This is a genomic window from Stenotrophomonas sp. YJH_SMC_105-26 (genome assembly GCF_059368915.1).
Map to the genome: position 1 here is coordinate 557101 of NZ_JCAFSD010000002.1, position 17893 is coordinate 574993.

Here is a 17893-nt window from a genome sequence, read left to right on the forward strand (position 1 = left end):
GGGAGCCCATGAACACTCGCAACCGCAGGATCCTGGCAGGCGTTGGCCTTGCCGTCTTGGCCGCTGGCGGCTATCTGGCGCATACCTTGTTTGCCGCACAGGCGCAGGGCGTGCTGGCACAGGAGCCGATGAACGTGCAGACGCGCGCGACACCGGCGTTCATCATGGCGGTGGACGATTCGGGTTCGATGAACTTCGAACGCATGTTCCCCGGTGGTGACGGCCGCATGCGCTGGAACAGCAACACCAACAGCTTCTTCAACAACGATGGAAGCTTCTTCAGCGTGGGCTCGGCGTGCGCCAGCAACTCGGTGGACTGTTACCTCTACCTGTATCCGCACGCGGAGTTCAACAAGGAATACTCGCCAGGCCGCGCCATTCCGCCGCTGGATATCTACGGCTTCGCGCGTTCGCATGTCTACAACGCCAGTTACTTCAACCCGGCAGTGACCTATCGGCCGTGGACCAATGCCGATGGCACGCTGTGGGCAGATGCCTCGATCACCCAGACCCGCGCCGATCCCCGGTCCGGCCAGCGCGGCTACAACGCCGTGTACAACATGACCGTCAATCGGGCCGACACGTCGGAGAAGTTCCAGTTCGTCAACGGTATGCGGATTCCCGACCTTTCCGGTACCGGCAATGAATACTATGTCGACAGCTGGTGGGATGGTGGATGGAAGACCGCCGCGATCAGCAACACCGGCAATACCACATACTCCATCAGTTATTTTCCGGCGACCTTCTACCTGCCGGCTGCAGCGCCTGCACCGGACGGATACAAGACCGACGACGCCAGTCGCCCGGTGATTACCGGTGCCTGTGGTCCGGGCTGCAACCTGCGTCGCTACCAGATCAAGCCGGGCAATTACTCGAGTCCGGCCGCCTACAACGCCGCGATCCAGAATTTCGCCAACTGGTTCCAGTATCACCGCAACCGCGTGCTGGCCATCGTCGGTTCGTCGACCGCCGCCCTGGTGAGCGTGGATACGATGCGGGTGGGCTACTTCACCATCAACAAGCTCAGCAACGCGACCATGTATGACATGGTCACCAACCGAGCTGACCTCTACAAGCAGATTTATGCGCTGACGGCCAACGGCGGCACGCCCAACCGTCGCGCGGTGGAGTATCTGGTCGACCAGTTCCGTCGTACCGACGCCGATGCCCCCGTGCAGCTGGCCTGCCAGCGTAATGGCGGCATGCTGTTCACCGATGGCTACACCAACTCCGGCAATGCACCGAGCGCGTCCTTCGGTGACGCCGACTCGGTGAACTCGACCCACCTGCCGTCCATTCCGTTCTCCGACGGCTACAGCAATACCATCGCCGACATCGCCGCGGCGGCTTATGCAGGCGCCCGGACCCCCCTGCGCACCGGGACCAGCTTCCCGGCGGGGCAGGTGCCGGTCAGTGACAAGTGCAGCTCCCTGGACAAGAGCAGCCCGGACTGGAAGCGCCTGGACTGCCAGACCGACCTGCACATGAACTTCTACGGCGTGACCCTGGGCGCGCAGGGCAAGATCTACGGCGTCAACCAGGCCGCAACCGCCGATCCGTACAAGACGGCGCCGAACTGGGCCGGCAATGGCAATCCGCTGGACGTCGATGACGGTACCGTCATCGATGAGCTGTGGCATGCGGCCGTCAACAGCCGTGGCGAATTCATCAACGCGCAGACCCCGGCGGACGTCACCGAGGCCATGCGTCGGGTGCTGTCCTCGATCAGTGGTGGTGCGTCGCCTTCAGGCACGATCGGTATCAGTGGTGCGCGCATCGGCACCGGCTCACTGGCGGTCACCCCACGCTATGACATCACCAACAGCGGCACCGACTGGTCGAGCAAGCTGACTGCGGCCAGCGTCAAGGTCAACGCCGACCAGGTCGCGGAGCTCACCGAGGTGTGGGAAGCCTCCAGCCGCCTGACGTCGTCCGGCCGCCGGATCGTGGCCAACAAGCTGGGTTCGCCGGTGGACTTCAACAGTGCCCGTATCAGCCTGCAGGATCTGTGCAGCAAACCCGACGGCAAGTACGCGTCGATGCTGGTCTGCTCCACCGACAAGCTGACGACGATCAAGGCCGATCTGGCCAGTGCCATCAACTATCTCAGTGCCGACAGCTCCACCGAGGTCCGCAACGGCGGCAAGTATCGTGACCGGACCACGCCGCTGGGTGACATCGTCAATTCGGCGCCGGTGGTCAGCTCGCCGCTGGACGACTACGGGTACCGCCAGCTCGGCGGCACCTACGCCAAGAGCTACACCGACTACCTGGCGACCAAGGCCAAGTCCCAGCGGTACATGGTCTATGTCGGTGCCAATGACGGCATGCTGCACGCCTTCGATGGCGGCATGAAGGCCGATGCCAAGCAGGACGGCACCGGTGGCACGGAGAGCTTTGCCTACATCCCGGCCACCGCGCTGGGGCACATGGCCAACCTGCTGTTCCCCTACAAGTCCGATACGGCCGACCAGACCTTCCGCCACCGCTATTACGTCGATGGCCCGATTGCCGTGGCCGATACCTACAACGGCACCGCGTGGCAGACCAGCCTGGTAGGCACCACGGGTGCAGGTGGCCGTTCGGTGTTCGCGCTGGACGTCACCACGCCGGGCAGCTTCGGCACCGGCAACGTGCTGTGGGAAATCAGCGACATCAACGCGTCGCTGAGGGACGAGGTGCGCAACAACATCGGATTCGTGCTGGGCAAGCCGGTGATCGTGCCGGTGAAGAGCGGCACCGGCGTCGCCTGGAAGGCGATCTTCGGCAATGGGTACGGCAGCGCCAATGGCAAGGCGGTGCTGTTCGTGGTCGACATGGCCAGTGGCGACATCCGGATGATCGAAGCCGTCGAGGGTACGTCAGGCGCCGGCATCTCCGGGAGCAACGGACTGGGCAATGTTGTGGTTGTCGATCGCTGGACCGGTACCAACCAGGATGCGCGCGGCCGTGATGGACTGGCCGACACCGTCTATGCCGCCGATCAGCGTGGCGCCGTGTGGAAGTTCGACCTGACCAGCAGTGCGAACACCACGCTGACCGTGCCGATGTTCACCAGCCAGGTTGCCCAGGACTCCTCCACCAAGACCTACCGCCAGCCGATCACCGGTGGCATGACTGCTGCCACCGGTCCTTCGGGCGGCGTGATGCTCTATTTCGGCACCGGCAGCTTCTCCTTCACCAGCGACAAGGATGACAAGGCGCAGCAGGCGCTGTACGCCGTGAACGATCTGTCGGGGAAGACAGTGACCTCGACGGTGACCGCTGCCAACCTGGTCCCGTACACGGCCGCGGCCGCCACTGCAGGCGTTGATGAACGCAAGATCACGGCGGGGACGGCCCCGGCAAATGCCCGGGGCTGGATGATCCAGCTGCCTGCCGGCAATGGCGAGCGTGCGGTGGGCAACCCGATCCTGGTCAGTGGCATCGTCTTCATGCCGACCTACGTGCCCAACATGCAGTCGGTGGGCTGTTCGACCAGCGGTTCGAACTGGCTGTTCGGGCTGTCGTCGATCAGCGGCTTGCCGATGTTGGAGAACGTGCGCTATGGCTCGCCGACCGGCAGCCGGCCCGGGGCAGCGACCGCCGCCATCGCGTTGAAGACCGGAGGAACTGCGCCGGTCCGTGACGTTTCGCTGTCGGTGCTGCCGCGTCCGACGGACAACAAGGCGCCGCCCGGAGGCAGCTCCTGCTGGATGGCCGTCGGCGCGGCGGGCAGCCAGTCGCTGTATCTGCCTTACCCTTGCGGTCGCCAGTCCTGGCGCCAGCTCCAGTAACCCCAGTGCGAGGATCCACGCTCATGTTGCACACTCACATGCCTCGCCGCGCGGCTGGCTTTACGCTGATCGAATTGATGATCGTGGTGATCGTCATCGGCATCCTGGCGGCGATCGCCATTCCGTCCTATCAGGAATACGTGCGCCGATCGCATCGTGCCGTGGTGAAGGCGGACCTGGCTGAGTACGCACAGCGCGCCGAGCGCTACCACACCAGCAACAACTCCTACACCGGCTACGCGCTGCCGACCAAGGTGTCGCCCCGTGATGGCGGTACCGTGCGCTACAACCTGGACTACAAGGGGGATGGCACCAGCTTCACCATCACCGCCACCCCGCAGGGCACGCAGGCCAAGGACAGCTGCGGCACGATGAGCGTGGACCAGGCCAACCGCAAGACGGCCGACGGTGGCGTTGCCAGTTGCTGGTGAAACAGGTGTTGATCTTCCTGTAATCGACCAGTACAATGCGCCTCCCCGCCCGAATAGCTCAGCCGGTTAGAGCACTTGACTGTTAATCAGGGGGTCGTTGGTTCGAGTCCAACTTCGGGCGCCAGACACTGCAAAAGCCGCGAGAAATCGCGGCTTTTGCTTTTCTGCGCAGGCAGTCAGCAGGGCGTATCGCGGTCCACGCGTTCACTTCGCACGCGGCCGCCATTGTTGACGATCAACGCACCGTGCAGCCGGTTGCCCGCGCAGATGCGCAGGGTCAGGTTGGCCCCTGGGCTGCGTCCGTCTGCCTGGAAGAACAGCTGGGGCCGCCCGCTGCTGGCCTGGGCAAGGATCGATATGTCCGAGCGCCCGGTGTGATGGTTCAGGATCGCCTCCGGCGACGTTGGCTCCCCGCGCTGGTCGCCACTGCGGTAGATGATCCAGCCGGCGCTCCAGTCGTCGCTGCAGTGCAGGCCGTCGATACTGGCGCAGAGGCCGATCAGCTCGCGTCTGCGCAATGCCTCGCTGCGCGCGCCGGCCAGGCTGGCGTGCAGGGTCAGTTGTAGTGCATCGGCGCGTTGCCGCAGCAGCAAAGGCTGCAGCGCCGGCCAGGACGCCGCCAGCAGCACCGCCAGCACGGCGATGACCACCAGCAGTTCGGTCAGGTGCACGCCCCGCGCAGAGCGGGGGCCGAGGGGGCAGGGGGCATGGGTCGGGTGCATGCATCCAGCCTCCGCGCCAGGCTGCGCGGCCGCCATCGGGAATCCCCGTGGCGGGCTGCCCGGCCACCCCTCAGCCAGCCGTCACCCCTCGCCCCGTATACTCATCCTTCCCGGGAACTGGCAACACCATGAGCGACAGTTTTGAACTTGTCTCGCCGTATTCGCCGGCGGGCGACCAGCCCGATGCCATCGCGAAGCTGACCAGCAACTTCGAGGCCGGCATCGCCAAGCAGACCCTGCTGGGCGTGACCGGCTCGGGCAAGACCTACACCATCGCCAACGTCATCCAGAACATTCAGAAGCCGACGCTGATCATGGCGCCGAACAAGACGCTGGCGGCGCAGCTGTATGGCGAATTCAAGGCGTTCTTCCCGCACAACGCGGTGGAGTATTTCGTCAGCTATTACGACTACTACCAGCCGGAAGCCTACGTGCCGTCGTCGGACACCTTCATCGAGAAGGACAGTTCGATCAATGAACATATCGAGCAGATGCGGCTGGCCGCGACCAAGACCCTGCTGTCGCGCCCGGACGCGATCGTGGTGGCGACGGTGTCGGCGATCTATGGCCTGGGCGCGCCGGAAGACTACCTGTCGCTGCGCCTGATCCTGTCCAAGGGCGAGCGCATCGACCAGCGCGACCTGATCAACCACCTGACCCAGCTGCAGTACACGCGCAATGAGTACGAACTGCAGCGCGGCACCTTCCGCGTGCGCGGCGAAGTGATCGACGTGTTCCCGGCCGAGTCGGACAGTGAAGCGCTGCGCCTCGAGCTGTTCGATGGCGAGGTCGAGAAGATCACCCTGTTCGATCCGCTGACCGGCGAGACGCTGCGCAACATGCAGCGCTTCACCGTGTATCCGAAGACCCACTATGCGACCACGCGCGAACGCGTGCTGGCGGCGATCGAGACGATCAAGGTGGAGCTGAAGGAGCGGCTGGAGCAGCTGTACGCGCAGAACAAGCTGGTGGAGGCGCAGCGTTTGGCGCAGCGCACCCAGTTCGACCTGGAGATGATGGCCGAGGTCGGTTACTGCAACGGCATCGAGAACTACTCCCGGCACCTGACCGGCAAGGCCGCCGGCGAGCCGCCGCCGACCCTGTTCGACTACCTGCCGGCCGATGCGCTGCTGGTCATCGACGAATCGCATGTGACCATTCCGCAGATCGGCGCCATGTTCAAGGGCGATCGCTCGCGCAAGGAAACCCTGGTCGAGTTCGGCTTCCGCCTGCCGTCCGCGCTGGACAATCGTCCGCTGCGTTTCGAGGAATGGGAGGAGCGTTGCCCGCGCAGCATCTACGTGTCGGCCACGCCGGGTCCGTATGAATACCGCGAGGCCGGAGACGAGATCACCGAACTGGTGGTGCGCCCGACCGGCCTGATCGACCCGGTGGTGGAGATCCGGCCGGTGGGTACCCAGGTCGACGACCTGATGAGCGAGGCCAACGCGCGCATCAAGGCGGGCGACCGCGTGCTGGTCACCACGCTGACCAAGCGCATGGCTGAAAACCTCACTGAATACCTCACCGAGCATGGCATCCGCGTGCGTTACCTGCACTCGGACGTGGACACGGTCGAGCGTGTGGAGATCATCCGCGACCTGCGCCTGGGCAAGTTCGACGTGCTGGTCGGCATCAACCTGCTGCGCGAAGGCCTGGACATGCCCGAGGTATCGCTGGTGGCGATCCTCGATGCCGACAAGGAGGGTTTCCTGCGCTCCACCGGCTCGCTGATCCAGACCATCGGCCGCGCCGCCCGCAACGTGCGCGGCAAGGCGATCCTGTATGCCGACCGGATCACCCGTTCGATGCAGGCGGCGATCGATGAAACCGACCGCCGCCGCGCCAAGCAGGTCGAGTACAACGAAGAACATGGCATCGTGCCGCGTTCGGTGGCGCGTCCGATCGTCGACGTCCTCGAGGGCGCGCGTTCGGATGCCGCGGAGAAGGAAGCCAAGAAGGGCAAGGGCAAGGGCCGGGCGGGCGTGGCCGAAGAGGCGACCGACTATCGTTCGCTGTCGCCGGCGCAGCTGGCTGTCCGTCTCAAGGCGCTGGAACAGCAGATGTACCAGCACGCCAAGGATCTGGAATTCGAGGATGCCGCGCGCGTGCGTGACCAGATCCGCCAGCTGAAGGAAGCCAGCCTGGGCTGAACGCGGCAGTGCAGCATCATCTTCACAAAAGTGTTGCGCTTCCCTGCCGGCATCCGTAATATACGCGGCCTGCACCGACGCAATCGCGGAAATGCAGAAGCAAAACGGGCGGTTAGCTCAGCGGTAGAGCACTACCTTGACATGGTAGGGGTCACAGGTTCGAACCCTGTACCGCCCACCACGAAGTCCTCGCAAAAGGGCTCTCGTGAACTGCAAAGCCCGGCCCTGGCGCCGGGTTTTTACGTAACAAGGCCAGCCTTCGGGCGGCAAGAACAAGATGGGCGGTTAGCTCAGCGGTAGAGCACTACCTTGACATGGTAGGGGTCACAGGTTCGAACCCTGTACCGCCCACCACCTGTTCCCGGCGTTGCCGGTGAAGCGGTGGAAACGATGAAAGCCGGCCCTGGGGCCGGCTTTTTTTCTTTCCAGGGGCAGGACCCCGGCGTTCCCGCGAAGCCACATTCCTGCAGGTTCAGTGGCGTGAAATCAGTGGGTGATGGTGATCGAACGCTGGATCCGCCAGTGGCCATCGACGCGTTCCCACAGCTGCGCTACACCTGCCCGGGCCAGCGCAGCATGCGGGCTGCCGCCATGGTCGCCTGCCAGTTGCTGGCTGCCCAGGCGCAGCACGCGGTCCTGGCGCAGGTGATAGAGCTGCAGGGGCAGCGCTTCATGCGTGTCCTGCGGTCCTTCGGTGCGCAGGATCTGGCTGCGCAGGGCATCCTCGGTGGGCCCGCTGCCGTCGCCGAACAGGCTGGAGAACAGCAGGACCAGGGCAAGCATCGGCATGGCACGGTGCTCCAGCGGGAAAGTGCGTGCAGGCTGGCATGGCCGGCCGGGCACCGCAGCCGGCCTGCGACGAAGGCGGGGATTGCGCCGCCAAAGGCGGGCAGGCGGCGATGAATCCGGGACGCGCAGGCGTAGACTCGGCGCTACCGCGCAACCGCGCCGTCACTTCAACGAGCTGCCGCATGAGCGATCACGTCCCGGTGTCCAGGCCCAATCCGTTCCTGGAACGCCTGTTCGGCGGCAACATGCTGGAAGGCACGTTCAAGGCAGTGATCTGGGTGGCGATCCTGTGCGCGCTGCTGGCGTGGACCACGCTGCGCTGAGCGACGCTACCGCGTGGGCTTGGCTGCTGATGCAGTGAATACGGGTGCCGCGGCAAGGGTGCGGCGGCAGTGTCCGTGCATGTGCCGTCAGGCGCTGAAGGCCTGGCGCAGGCTGCGCAGGGTTGCCTGGCGGTGTTCCCTGGCCGTCGGCTCGCCCATCTCCAGTTCCTGCAGGCGCAGTCCAACCAGGGTCATCGACAACGCATAGCCGCGTGCCGCGTCGGCAACGCGTGACAGGCCCACTGCACGGCGTGCCAGTGCATTCACATGTTCAAGGTCGGGCATCAGTCCCAGATAGACGCGCTCGGCGCTGTCCAGGTCGGGCGCGCGCAGGATCGCGTGGGCTTCGGTGGCGGAGGAGACGGAGGCCATGGGGGTCCTTGTCCGTAGGGGGCGCTCGCTCAGAACGAGCGCATCAGGGAAACGAAGGCCGACGTCTGCGTGCCACGTCGTGCCATCGGGCTGTCCTTCACTGCATCACCGAACCACTGGTTGGCCACCACGCCGGTGGCGCGCCATTTCGTGCCCAGTGGCGTGCTGACCGCGATCTGCAGGCTCGGCGGCGTGGTGCTGCCGGGGCGGTAGGCGGCAAGGCCCGAGCGCAGGGCTTCTTCATCGCTGATGCCGTAGTAGTAGTCGAGCAGCCGTGCACTGGAGTGCACCACGCCCGCCCGCGGCACCCAGGTGAAGCGACCCGCCTGGATCGGGTAGCTGTAATGCAGGCGCGACTCGAAACCGCCGCCATGGCCGGTCACTTCGCGCATCACGCTGGCCTCGACCATGCCCCAGTCGGCACTGTACTCGCCGTTGATGCCGGCCATGGCCGACATCTGCCGGCTGTGCAGGCGGCGCAGCTGAGCATCGTTCACGTCGTCGGTCTTGAAGCGCAGCGTGTAGGGCGTGACCGCCGCCGACAGGCGCAGTCCCTGGCCCTTGTAGAGGTACATGCCCAGCGAGCCGGGGCTGGCGAAGAAGCGCTCGCCCTGCCAGGCAATGGCCGGTACCACCAGCGGTTTGACGTCGTAGTGCGCGTACGCACCGGAGGTCGCGCCAGCGCTGATGCCGGCCTGTACGCCCGGGTTCTGCTCGGCAGCGTGGGCGAGCAACGGCACGCCGAGGGCAGCGGTGAACAGCTGCGGGCGCAGCAGGGTCGGGGACAGCGACGGCATCGATCAGCCACGTTGCGGAGGATGGCTGCGCATGGTGAGGGGGCAACATTGTCAGAACATTGCGCCCGCGTGATCGGCACGCATGGGCGCAAAACCCTGGCGCCAGGCACTATGATCGGCAGCGTTTCCGGCAGACGAGTTCCTGATGCGCATCCTCCTGGTCGAAGACGATCCTGATCTGTCCCGCGCCCTGCAATCGGGCCTGGAGCGGCAGGGCGTGGTCGCCGACGTGGTCGGCAGCCTGGCCGAGGCCGCGCTCGCGTTGCGCGAACCGGTGCACCAGCTGCTGCTGCTCGATCGCCAGCTGCCCGATGGCGATGGCGCCGGATTCGTCGCGACGGCGCGTGCGCTGCGGCCGAACCTGGCGGTGATCATGCTGACCGCCAAGGGCACGCTGTCGGACAAGGTCGAAGGCCTGGACGTCGGTGCCGATGACTATCTGGTCAAGCCGGTGGCGATCGAGGAACTGATGGCGCGCATCCGCGCGGTATCGCGCAGGCCTTCGGCGATGGTGACACCGAGCCTGCGGCTGGGGCGGCTCGAGTTCGATTTCGAATCGCTGCAGGCGCAGGTGGAGGGCCAGCCTCTGGCGCTGCCACGTCGGCAGGTACTGGTGCTGCAGGCATTGGCGATGCGGCAGGGGCGCACGGTCACCCGCAGTGCGTTGGAGGCTGCGGTGTACGGTTTCGACGATGAGATCCAGTCCAATGCGCTCGACGCGCACATCTCCAAGCTGCGCAAGGCACTGCAGCAGGCCGGTGCCGGCGTCGAGATCCACGTGATACGGGGCGTCGGCTACCTGCTGGCGGAGGCCTGAGATGGCCCGTCCGATCCGTTCGATCACCCTTGGCCTGGCCTGGCGCCTGTTCCTGGCGCAGGCCTTCACCGTACTGTTCGCGGTGGTCGCGCTGATCCTGACCTGGGGTGACAAGGACTCCTGGGGCATGGACATGTTCGTTGCCGAGGCGGTGGCCAAGGCGGTGCACAGCGAAGACGGCCGCCTGGTGCTGGACCAGGCGCGCTGGGACAAGCTCGATGCCAACGCCGGGGGAAATCTCTGGTTCGCCGCGGTGGACGACAAGGGCATGTGGCTCGAGCGCGGCACCATCCCCGCGATCCACGCGCCGATGCTCGCGCGGCTGCCGACCGTGGGCGCCACCGAACTGGGTTCGCTGGTACCGCCCTACCTGGACGTGGCGCGGGTGATGATCCGCAACGAGGATGGGCGCCGCATCACCGTGATGGTCGGTGGAGCACCCAAGGGCGGGCTGCTGGACGGTGCGCTGATGGTGCTGCGCCTGATCGGCCTGTGGTTCTTCCTGCCACTGATCGTGGTCACCCTGCTGGTGATGCCGACCGTGATCCACCGTGCCATGCGCGGTGTGCGCCGTTCCGCGCAGCAGGCCAAGGAGCTGGACATCGGCCAGCCCGGTGCGCGGCTGGATGCGCGGCTGGTCTCCACGGAAGTGGCGCCGCTGGTGGAAGCGTTCAACGATGCCATCGACAAGGTGCAGCAGGGCTACGCCGCGCGCGACAAGTTCCTTGCCGACGCAGCGCACGAGCTGCGCGTGCCGATCGCCGTGGTGCAGGCGCGCCTGTCGCAGCTGCCGCAGGGCGAGCTGAAATCGCAGTTGCTGACCGACGTGGCGCGGCTGGGCAATGTTGCCGAGCACCTGCTTGATCTGCAGCGGCTTGACCGCAATGTCGGCGCATTGCAGCGGCTGGACCTGGCCCTGCTGGTGCGTGAGGCAGCCGCGGACCTGGCGCCGTTGGTGGTGGGCGCCGGCTATGGATTCGAAGTGGACGCGCCGGACGCGCCGGTGTGGATCCACGGTGACAGCCTGGCGCTGGGGCGGGTGATTGCCAATCTGGTACACAACGCGATCGTGCATGGTGGTGGCCGTGGCACCATCTGTGTGCGGTTGGACACGCGCGGGTTGCTGGAAGTCAGCGACCAGGGCGCGGGCATTCCAGTAGGCGACCGCGAGGCGATCTTCGAGCCGTTCCATCGCCTGCGCGCGGCGGGCAGCGGCAGTGGCCTTGGCCTGCACCTGGTGAAGGAGATCGTGCAGCACCATGGCGGCTCGGTCAGTGTCGGTGAGGCCGCGGGCGGCGGCGCAAGCTTCCGGGTCAATTTCCATCGCGGCAGCGCGCGGCGCTGACGCGTTTGCGGGGCAAGTCCCGATAGGCAACCTGCCGCCGGCAGCGGCAGGCTGGCCTCATGGCCATCGAGCGCTCCCCGTCTCCCTTGCTGGGCAGTGGCACCGCTGGGGCGCTCACACTGGGGGCGTTGGGCTGCGTGCAGCTGTCGCAGCTGCCGCCGCTGTGGGTCTGCACGGTGATGATCGTGCTTGGCATGGCCGGGTGGGGCCTGCGATGGCGGGGGCGCCTGCCGGCGGTCATGCTGCTCGGTGCCGGATGGACGTCGATGCACGCGCACTGGGCAATGCAGGACCAGCTGCCACCGGGCCAACCGGCTCGGGATGTAGTGGTCAGTGGCCGGGTCATCGATCTGCCGGATCATCGGGCCGCGCACACCCGCTTCCTGCTGCAGGTCAGCGAGAGCCGCGAACTGCCATCGCTGCGCGGCAAGCGCCTCCAGGTCACCTGGAACGACGGCTGGCAAGGCAGGTCCAGCGCCGCTGCCGAGGGGCGGCGCAGGCAGGTCCTGGCCGGTGCGCAGTGGCAGCTGGCGCTGCGTGTGCGGGCCCCTCGCTCGCGGATCAATCCCGGGGGTTTTGACAGTGAGCGTCATGCGCTGCTGCGTGGCGTAGCCGGCACTGGAACGGTGAGGGCGCCGGCCAGCGCGCGTGAGCTGCAGGCCGGACATGGCCTGCCGGCATGGCGTGAGCGCACCAGCGCCGCCATCGCGATGCAAGTGGCCCATCCGGCCGCCCGCTTCGTGCAGGCGCTCGCCCTGGGCGACACGCGTGGCCTGTCCGACACCGATTGGGATCAGCTGCGGGCGCTGGGGCTGACCCATCTGGTGGCCATTTCCGGATTTCATGTCGGGGTGGTGGCGGGGCTGGGGGCGTTGCTGTGCCGAGGGCTGTGGTGGCTGTGCCCCCTGCTGGCCCGGCATTGGCCACGTCCACAGGCGGCGGCCTGCGCCGCGGCGCTGTCCGCAGCGGGCTATGCGGTGCTGGCCGGTGGTGAGTTGCCGACCGTGCGCACGGCACTGATGATCGGGCTGGTGGCCCTGGCGCGCAGCGGGCGGCGCCCGCTCGGTCTCGTGCAGGGGCTTGCGCTGGCGGCGCTGGCGCTGCTGCTGCCGGCGCCCCTGTCGGTGCTGTCAGCGGGCTTCTGGCTCAGCTTCGGCGGCGTACTGTGGCTGGTGTGGTGCTTGCCGCAGGGACGTCCGCGCGGGGTGGCCGCCAACCTGCGCGGGTTCCTGGCCGCACAAGGGGTGGCCAGCGTCGGCCTGTTGCCGCTGGGCATCGCCTTGTTCGGTGGCACCGCCTGGCTGGGGCCGCTGGTGAACCTGCCGGTCATCCCGTGGTGGACATTGCTGGTGGTGCCCCTGTCGCTGGTGGGCACCGCCCTGCAGGCGCTGCACGACGGTGCTGGGTGCTGGGCGTGGCGCGCGGCGGCGTGGCTGTTCGAGATCAGCTGGCAGGCCCTGCAGCCACTGGCGGCGCACCCGCAGGCGATGTGGTGGCTGGCCGAGGCGCCGGCCTGGGCGGTGCCGGCGGCGCTGCTGGGGGTGTTCTGGTGGCTGCTGCCACGGGGGGCCGGGGGCTGGCTGGCTGGCCTGCTGCTGTGCCTGCCGCTGCTGTGGCCGGCGCGTGAGCGCCCGGCCGAGGGAGAGCTGGAGCTGCTGGTGCATGACGTCGGCCAGGGCACGGCGGTGTTGCTGCGTACTGCGCGGCATGCCCTCTGGTATGACGTGGGGCCGCCGAACGGGGGCGAGGGCAGCGAGCGGATCCTGGTTCCGTCACTGCGGGCCCTGGGCCAGGCGCCGCCCGAGCGGGTGCTGCTCAGCCACGACGATCTCGATCATGCCGGCAACCTGCCGAGCCTGCGTCTTCAGCTGCCGGGGCTGCCATTGCTGGCGCCGCCGGGAAGTACGATCGCCGGGGCCGGCCGTTGCCAGCGCGGCCTGCGCTGGCACTGGGATGGCGTCGACTTCCAGGTGCTGCACCCGGATGCCGGCAGCCAGCGGGCCGAAAACGAAGACAGCTGCGTGCTGCGCGTGGCCGGTGCCCATGGCGTGGTCCTGTTGCCGGGGGACATCGGCCGTCCGGCCGAACAGGCGCTGTTGCGGGCGTCTGCGGCGGCGCTGAAGGCGGATGTGGTGCTGGTGCCGCACCATGGCAGTGGCGGCAGCTCCAGCGCGCCCTGGGTGGCGGCGGTGTCAGCCCGGCTGGCATTGGTCTCGGCCGGCCACCAGAACCGTTTCGGCCACCCGCGCAAGGACGTGGTCCGGCGCTGGCAGGCGCAGGGCGCCGAGGTGGTGTCCACTGCGGAGTCCGGGGCGATCCGCGTATGGCTTGGCGCACAAGGGCTGCAGCTGCGTGAACAGCGCATCCATGCATCCCGGTGGTGGGATGCCGCTGGGCGGGCGCGGTCGGCTGCTATCCTATCGCCGATCGAACAAGCGGCCGTTGGGCCGGAGGGTTGAAACGTGTGGGAACTGGTCAAGGCCGGTGGCTGGCCGATGGTGCCGCTGCTGCTGTTGGGCGTACTGGCTTTGGCGATCATCCTGGAGCGTTTCTGGTCCCTGCGGCGAACGGAGGTGCTGCCGCCCGGCCTCGGCCAGGAAGTGCGCAACTGGGCCGCGCGCGGCAAGCTTGACCCGGCGCACCTGCAGACCCTGCGTGCCAACTCGCCGTTGGGCGCGCTGCTGGCGGCCGCGCTGGAAGCCCGCAACCGCCCGCGCGACCAGATCCGCGAGCGCATCGAGGATACCGGCCGTCACCTGGTGCACCGCATGGAGCGGTTCCTCAACGCGCTGGGCACCATCGCTTCGGCTGGCCCGCTGCTGGGCCTGCTCGGCACCGTGATCGGCATGATCCAGATGTTCCTGGGCATCCTCGACCATGGCGTGGGTGATGTGAACCAGCTGGCCGGTGGCATCGGCAAGGCCCTGGTGTGCACCGCCACCGGCATGATCGTGGCCATCCCGGCACTGATGTTCCATCGCTACTTCAAGGGCCGCATCCACGGCTACGTGGTGGAGATGGAACAGGAGGCCAGCGCCCTGCTGGATACGCTCGACGGCCGCCCGGGGGTGATGAACCCGTCCCCGTCGGCGCGCCCGGCCAACGCCGCTGCGGCGAAGGCCTGATCGATGCGTATCGGCAATGACCGATCCCAGGATGAGCCGCATATCGATCTGGTCCCGTTGATCGACGTCATCCTGGTGCTGATCATCTTCTTCGTGGTCACCACCACCTTCGATGCGCGCTCGACGTTGCAGGTGCAGCTGCCCACCGCCAGCCAGCAGCCCAACAACGAACCGCCGCGTTCGCTCAGCGTGCTGATCAACGCCGAAGGCCGTTATTTCATCAATGACCAGGAAGTGCTGCGCAGCGATGTCGAGTCCGTCAAGCAGACCATCGTCGCCGTCGCCGGCAGTGATCGCAGCCAGCCCGTGCTGCTGCGCGCCGACGCGCGTACTCCCTACCAGGCCGTGGTGACTGCGCAGGACGCGCTCGGTCAGCTCGGTTTCCGTCGTATCGCCATTGCAACTGCGCCAGAGGTGCGTCCATGAGTTCCCATCACGCGCCGGTGTGGCCGATCTACAAACGTCTGCTGGGCTACACCCGCACCTACTGGGTGTTCATGGTCGGCGCGGTCATCGCCATGGTGGTCGAAGCCCTCGCCGGCTACCACTTCACCAAGCTGATGGAGCCGCTGGTCAACGAAGGTTTCGTCGATCCGCAGCCGCGCGCGGCCGTGGTGCTGCCGCTGACCATCCTCGGCCTGTTCCTGATGCGCAGCTTGGCCACCTGGGTCAGCGACTACACGCTGGCCAAGACCGGCCGCAGCGTGGTCCGCGACCTGCGTGAGCAGGTGCTGCAGAAGTACCTGCACCTGCCGTCGTCGCACTTCGATACCGAAGCGACGCCGGTAATGGTCAGCCGCCTCAACTTCGATACGGAACAGGTCACCCAGGCCAGTGCCGACGCGCTGAAGACCGTGGTCGCCGATACCCTCACCATCATCGCGATGCTGGCGGTGATGCTGCAGATGAGCGTCAAGGTGACCCTGGCGATGCTGCTGGTGGTGCCGCTGATCGGCGGCATCGTGTCCTACGTGGGCAAGCGCTACCGTCGCATCAGCCGCGGCATCCAGGACGGCATGGGCACGATGGCGCAGACTGCCGAGCAGTCGCTGGCCGCGCAGCAGGAAGTGAAGGTGCACGGCACCCAGCAGCATGAGATCTCGCGCTACTCGCGCCTGGCCAACCGCATGCTGGCGCTGAACATGAAGGTCGAGGTCACCCGCGCCGCCGCGTCCAGCGTGGTGCAGTTCCTGGCCGCACTGGCGCTGGCGGTGATCGTCTGGGTGTCGACCCGCGAAGCCCTGGCCGGCCGCCTCAATGCCGGCCAGTTCATGGGCCTGATGACCTCGATGATGGCCATCATTCCCTCGCTGCGCCGACTGACCAGCGTACAGACCTCGATTTCGCGCGGCGTCTCCGCCGCCGAGCGCCTGTTCGGCATCCTCGACATGCCGGTGGAGCGTGATGAGGGCCAGCACCGCGTGCAGCGCGTGCGCGGCGAACTGGCGTTCGACCACGTCATGCTGCGCTACCGCGAAGACAGCGGCATTGCCCTGGACGACATCAGTTTCGTTGCCAGGCCGGGCACGGTGACGGCCATCGTCGGCCGTTCCGGCAGCGGCAAGACCAGCCTGATCCGGCTGGTTCCGCGCTTCTACGAGCCCAGTGGCGGCGTCATCACCCTCGATGGCGTGGCCCTGGATGACTATCCGCTGGCCGACCTGCGCCGGCAGGTGGCGATCGTCGGGCAGAAGGTGATGCTGTTCGATGACACCATCGCGGCCAACATCGCCTACGGCATGGAGGCGACCGATGAGCAGATCCGTGCGGCGGCCGAAGCGGCCAATGCCTGGGAGTTCATCGCACGCATGCCGCAGCAGCTGCAGACCCCGGTCGGCGAGAATGGCGCGCTGCTGTCCGGTGGCCAGCGCCAGCGCCTGGCGATTGCCCGCGCGATCCTGCGCGACGCGCCGATCCTGATCCTCGACGAAGCCACTGCGGCGCTGGACAACGAATCCGAGCGCCTGGTGCAGGATGCGCTGCAGCGCCTGATGCCGGAACGCACCACGCTGGTCATCGCGCACCGCCTGTCGACCATCGAGCATGCCGACCAGGTGCTGGTGATGGACCATGGCCGCATCGTTGAACGTGGCACCCACAAGGAGCTGCTCGAACTGGGCGGCCTTTACCAGCATCTGCACAGCATGCAGTTCCGCGAAAGGCAGGACTGATGGCCGGCAAGGGTACCCAGACCCCGGCGTACTGGTACGACGGCAGCCCCGTTCCGTGGACGATGCGCCTGCTGGCGCCGCTGTACGCAGGTGTCACCGCGCTGCGCCGGCGCGCCTATCGGCGTGGCTGGCGCAAGCGCCACTCGCTGCCGGTGCCGGTCATCGTGGTCGGCAACATCACCGCCGGTGGTACCGGCAAGACGCCGCTGACCATTGCCCTGGTCGAGCGCCTGCGCGCAGCCGGCTGGAAGCCGGGCGTGGCCAGCCGTGGTTATGGTCGCGAAGACGCCGACAAGCCGCTGTGGGTGCAGGCCGATACGCCAACTGCCAAGGGCGGTGACGAGCCGGTGCTGATCGCCTGGAAGACCGGTGTGCCGGTGCGCGTGGACCGCGACCGTGTCGCCGCCGGCAAGGCGCTGATCGAGGCCGGCTGCGATGTGATCGTCTGCGACGATGGCCTGCAGCACTACCGCCTGGCGCGCGACATCGAGATCGAAGTGGTCGATGCGCAGCGTCGCTACGGCAATGGCCGGATGATTCCGGCCGGGCCGTTGCGCGAGCCGGTCAGCCGCGCCAGCGAATGTGATTTCCGGGTGGTCAACCTCGGCCAGGCCGATGAGGAAACCGCAGCGCAGGCCTGTGGCTTCGGCCAGTGGCCGATGGCGCTGCACATCGACAGTGCACAGCCGCTGGCCGGTGGCCGCGCTCGCCCGCTGGCGTACTTCAAGGGCCAGCGCGTGCATGCGGTGGCCGGCATTGCCCATCCCCAGCGCTTCTTCGACATGTTGCGCGCGCGCGGGATCGGCGTGGTGCCGCATGCGTTCGCCGACCACCAGGCCTACCAGCCGCAGGACCTGTCCTTCGGCAGCCAGCTGCCGGTATTGATGACCGAGAAGGACGCGGTGAAATGCCGTGCGTTCGGCAACGACTGGCACTACGCGGTTCCGTTGCGCGCCGAGTTGCCCGCGGCGTTCTGGGTGGCGCTGACCGATCGCCTGGACAAGCTGCGGCCGAACTGAGTGGCGCGGCGGCGCTTGCATTCACGCGCTGCTGCCCGCATTCCCGTTGTAAC

General features: G+C 67.0%; 15 protein-coding genes and 3 tRNA genes. 14 read left to right on the forward strand and 4 right to left on the reverse strand.

All coding sequences use genetic code 11. The features are described 5' to 3' along the window. Positions 1-8: 8 nt before the first annotated feature. The 3 genes from AC5P7F_RS09490 to AC5P7F_RS09500 all read left to right on the forward strand — a co-directional run bounded on the left by AC5P7F_RS09490 (position 9) and on the right by AC5P7F_RS09500 (position 4331). Positions 9-3776 (forward strand): pilus assembly protein, encoded by a 3768-nt coding sequence (locus tag AC5P7F_RS09490; RefSeq protein ID WP_049407951.1) that lies wholly within the window; start codon positions 9-11, stop codon positions 3774-3776. A 23-nt stretch (positions 3777-3799) separates the two neighbouring features. After that, complete coding sequence (locus AC5P7F_RS09495) at positions 3800-4207, forward strand: type IV pilin protein (RefSeq protein WP_014646597.1); 408 nt, start codon at positions 3800-3802, stop codon at positions 4205-4207. 47 nt (positions 4208-4254) lie between these two features. Next, positions 4255-4331: transfer RNA gene (locus tag AC5P7F_RS09500), tRNA-Asn, on the forward strand. 52 nt (positions 4332-4383) lie between these two features. On the opposite strand, the gene AC5P7F_RS09505 is transcribed toward AC5P7F_RS09500, so the two are convergent. Continuing rightward, entirely contained in the window at positions 4384-4929 is a 546-nt protein-coding gene (locus AC5P7F_RS09505) for a GspH/FimT family pseudopilin (protein ID WP_051007154.1), read from the reverse strand. A 128-nt stretch (positions 4930-5057) separates the two neighbouring features. Between AC5P7F_RS09505 and uvrB the strand changes: the two genes are divergently transcribed. The 3 genes from uvrB (at position 5058) to AC5P7F_RS09520 (ending at position 7436) form a co-directional block, all read left to right on the forward strand. Beyond that, a complete protein-coding gene (gene uvrB, locus AC5P7F_RS09510) occupies positions 5058-7082 on the forward strand; it encodes an excinuclease ABC subunit UvrB (RefSeq protein WP_014646599.1) in 2025 nt (674 codons plus the stop codon). 106 nt (positions 7083-7188) lie between these two features. Next, positions 7189-7263, forward strand: a tRNA-Val gene (locus AC5P7F_RS09515). A 98-nt stretch (positions 7264-7361) separates the two neighbouring features. Then, a tRNA-Val gene (locus tag AC5P7F_RS09520) sits at positions 7362-7436 on the forward strand. 132 nt (positions 7437-7568) lie between these two features. Here the strand turns inward: AC5P7F_RS09520 and AC5P7F_RS09525 are convergent. Further along, entirely contained in the window at positions 7569-7871 is a 303-nt protein-coding gene (locus AC5P7F_RS09525) for a hypothetical protein (RefSeq protein ID WP_046429817.1), read from the reverse strand. Positions 7872-8053: 182 nt separating this feature from the next. Here AC5P7F_RS09525 and AC5P7F_RS09530 point away from each other — a divergent pair, with 182 nt between their 5' ends. After that, positions 8054-8194: a hypothetical protein gene (locus AC5P7F_RS09530; RefSeq protein WP_162838510.1), complete on the forward strand. Its 141-nt coding sequence runs from the start codon at positions 8054-8056 to the stop codon at positions 8192-8194. A gap of 87 nt (positions 8195-8281) precedes the next feature. On the opposite strand, the gene AC5P7F_RS09535 is transcribed toward AC5P7F_RS09530, so the two are convergent. Both AC5P7F_RS09535 and AC5P7F_RS09540 read right to left on the reverse strand, forming a co-directional pair. Continuing rightward, positions 8282-8566: a hypothetical protein gene (locus AC5P7F_RS09535; protein WP_014646601.1), complete on the reverse strand. Its 285-nt coding sequence runs from the start codon at positions 8564-8566 to the stop codon at positions 8282-8284. Between the two features lie 29 nt (positions 8567-8595). Further along, on the reverse strand, positions 8596-9363 hold the full coding sequence (locus AC5P7F_RS09540) for a MipA/OmpV family protein (protein WP_164076931.1): 768 nt from the start codon (positions 9361-9363) through the stop codon (positions 8596-8598). Between the two features lie 145 nt (positions 9364-9508). Between AC5P7F_RS09540 and AC5P7F_RS09545 the strand changes: the two genes are divergently transcribed. Genes AC5P7F_RS09545 through lpxK form a run of 7 tightly spaced genes read left to right on the forward strand, consistent with a single transcriptional unit; the run spans position 9509 to position 17840 of the window. Beyond that, a complete protein-coding gene (locus AC5P7F_RS09545; protein ID WP_005415973.1) occupies positions 9509-10180 on the forward strand; it encodes a response regulator transcription factor in 672 nt (223 codons plus the stop codon). Position 10181: 1 nt separating this feature from the next. Continuing rightward, on the forward strand, positions 10182-11525 hold the full coding sequence (locus AC5P7F_RS09550; protein ID WP_032960874.1) for a sensor histidine kinase: 1344 nt from the start codon (positions 10182-10184) through the stop codon (positions 11523-11525). Between the two features lie 59 nt (positions 11526-11584). After that, a complete protein-coding gene (locus tag AC5P7F_RS09555; RefSeq protein WP_164076929.1) occupies positions 11585-13984 on the forward strand; it encodes a DNA internalization-related competence protein ComEC/Rec2 in 2400 nt (799 codons plus the stop codon). 3 nt (positions 13985-13987) lie between these two features. Further along, on the forward strand, positions 13988-14650 hold the full coding sequence (locus AC5P7F_RS09560) for a MotA/TolQ/ExbB proton channel family protein (RefSeq protein ID WP_014646605.1): 663 nt from the start codon (positions 13988-13990) through the stop codon (positions 14648-14650). A gap of 3 nt (positions 14651-14653) precedes the next feature. After that, positions 14654-15076: an ExbD/TolR family protein gene (locus AC5P7F_RS09565; RefSeq protein ID WP_053494939.1), complete on the forward strand. Its 423-nt coding sequence runs from the start codon at positions 14654-14656 to the stop codon at positions 15074-15076. Next, complete coding sequence (msbA, locus tag AC5P7F_RS09570) at positions 15073-16821, forward strand: lipid A export permease/ATP-binding protein MsbA (RefSeq protein ID WP_014646606.1); 1749 nt, start codon at positions 15073-15075, stop codon at positions 16819-16821. Before AC5P7F_RS09565 ends, msbA begins: the two co-directional genes overlap by 4 nt. Next, the gene (gene lpxK / locus AC5P7F_RS09575) at positions 16821-17840 is read left to right on the forward strand and encodes a tetraacyldisaccharide 4'-kinase (protein WP_032960871.1); all 1020 of its coding nucleotides are present in this window, start codon (positions 16821-16823) and stop codon (positions 17838-17840) included. Before msbA ends, lpxK begins: the two co-directional genes overlap by 1 nt. Positions 17841-17893 lie beyond the last annotated feature (53 nt).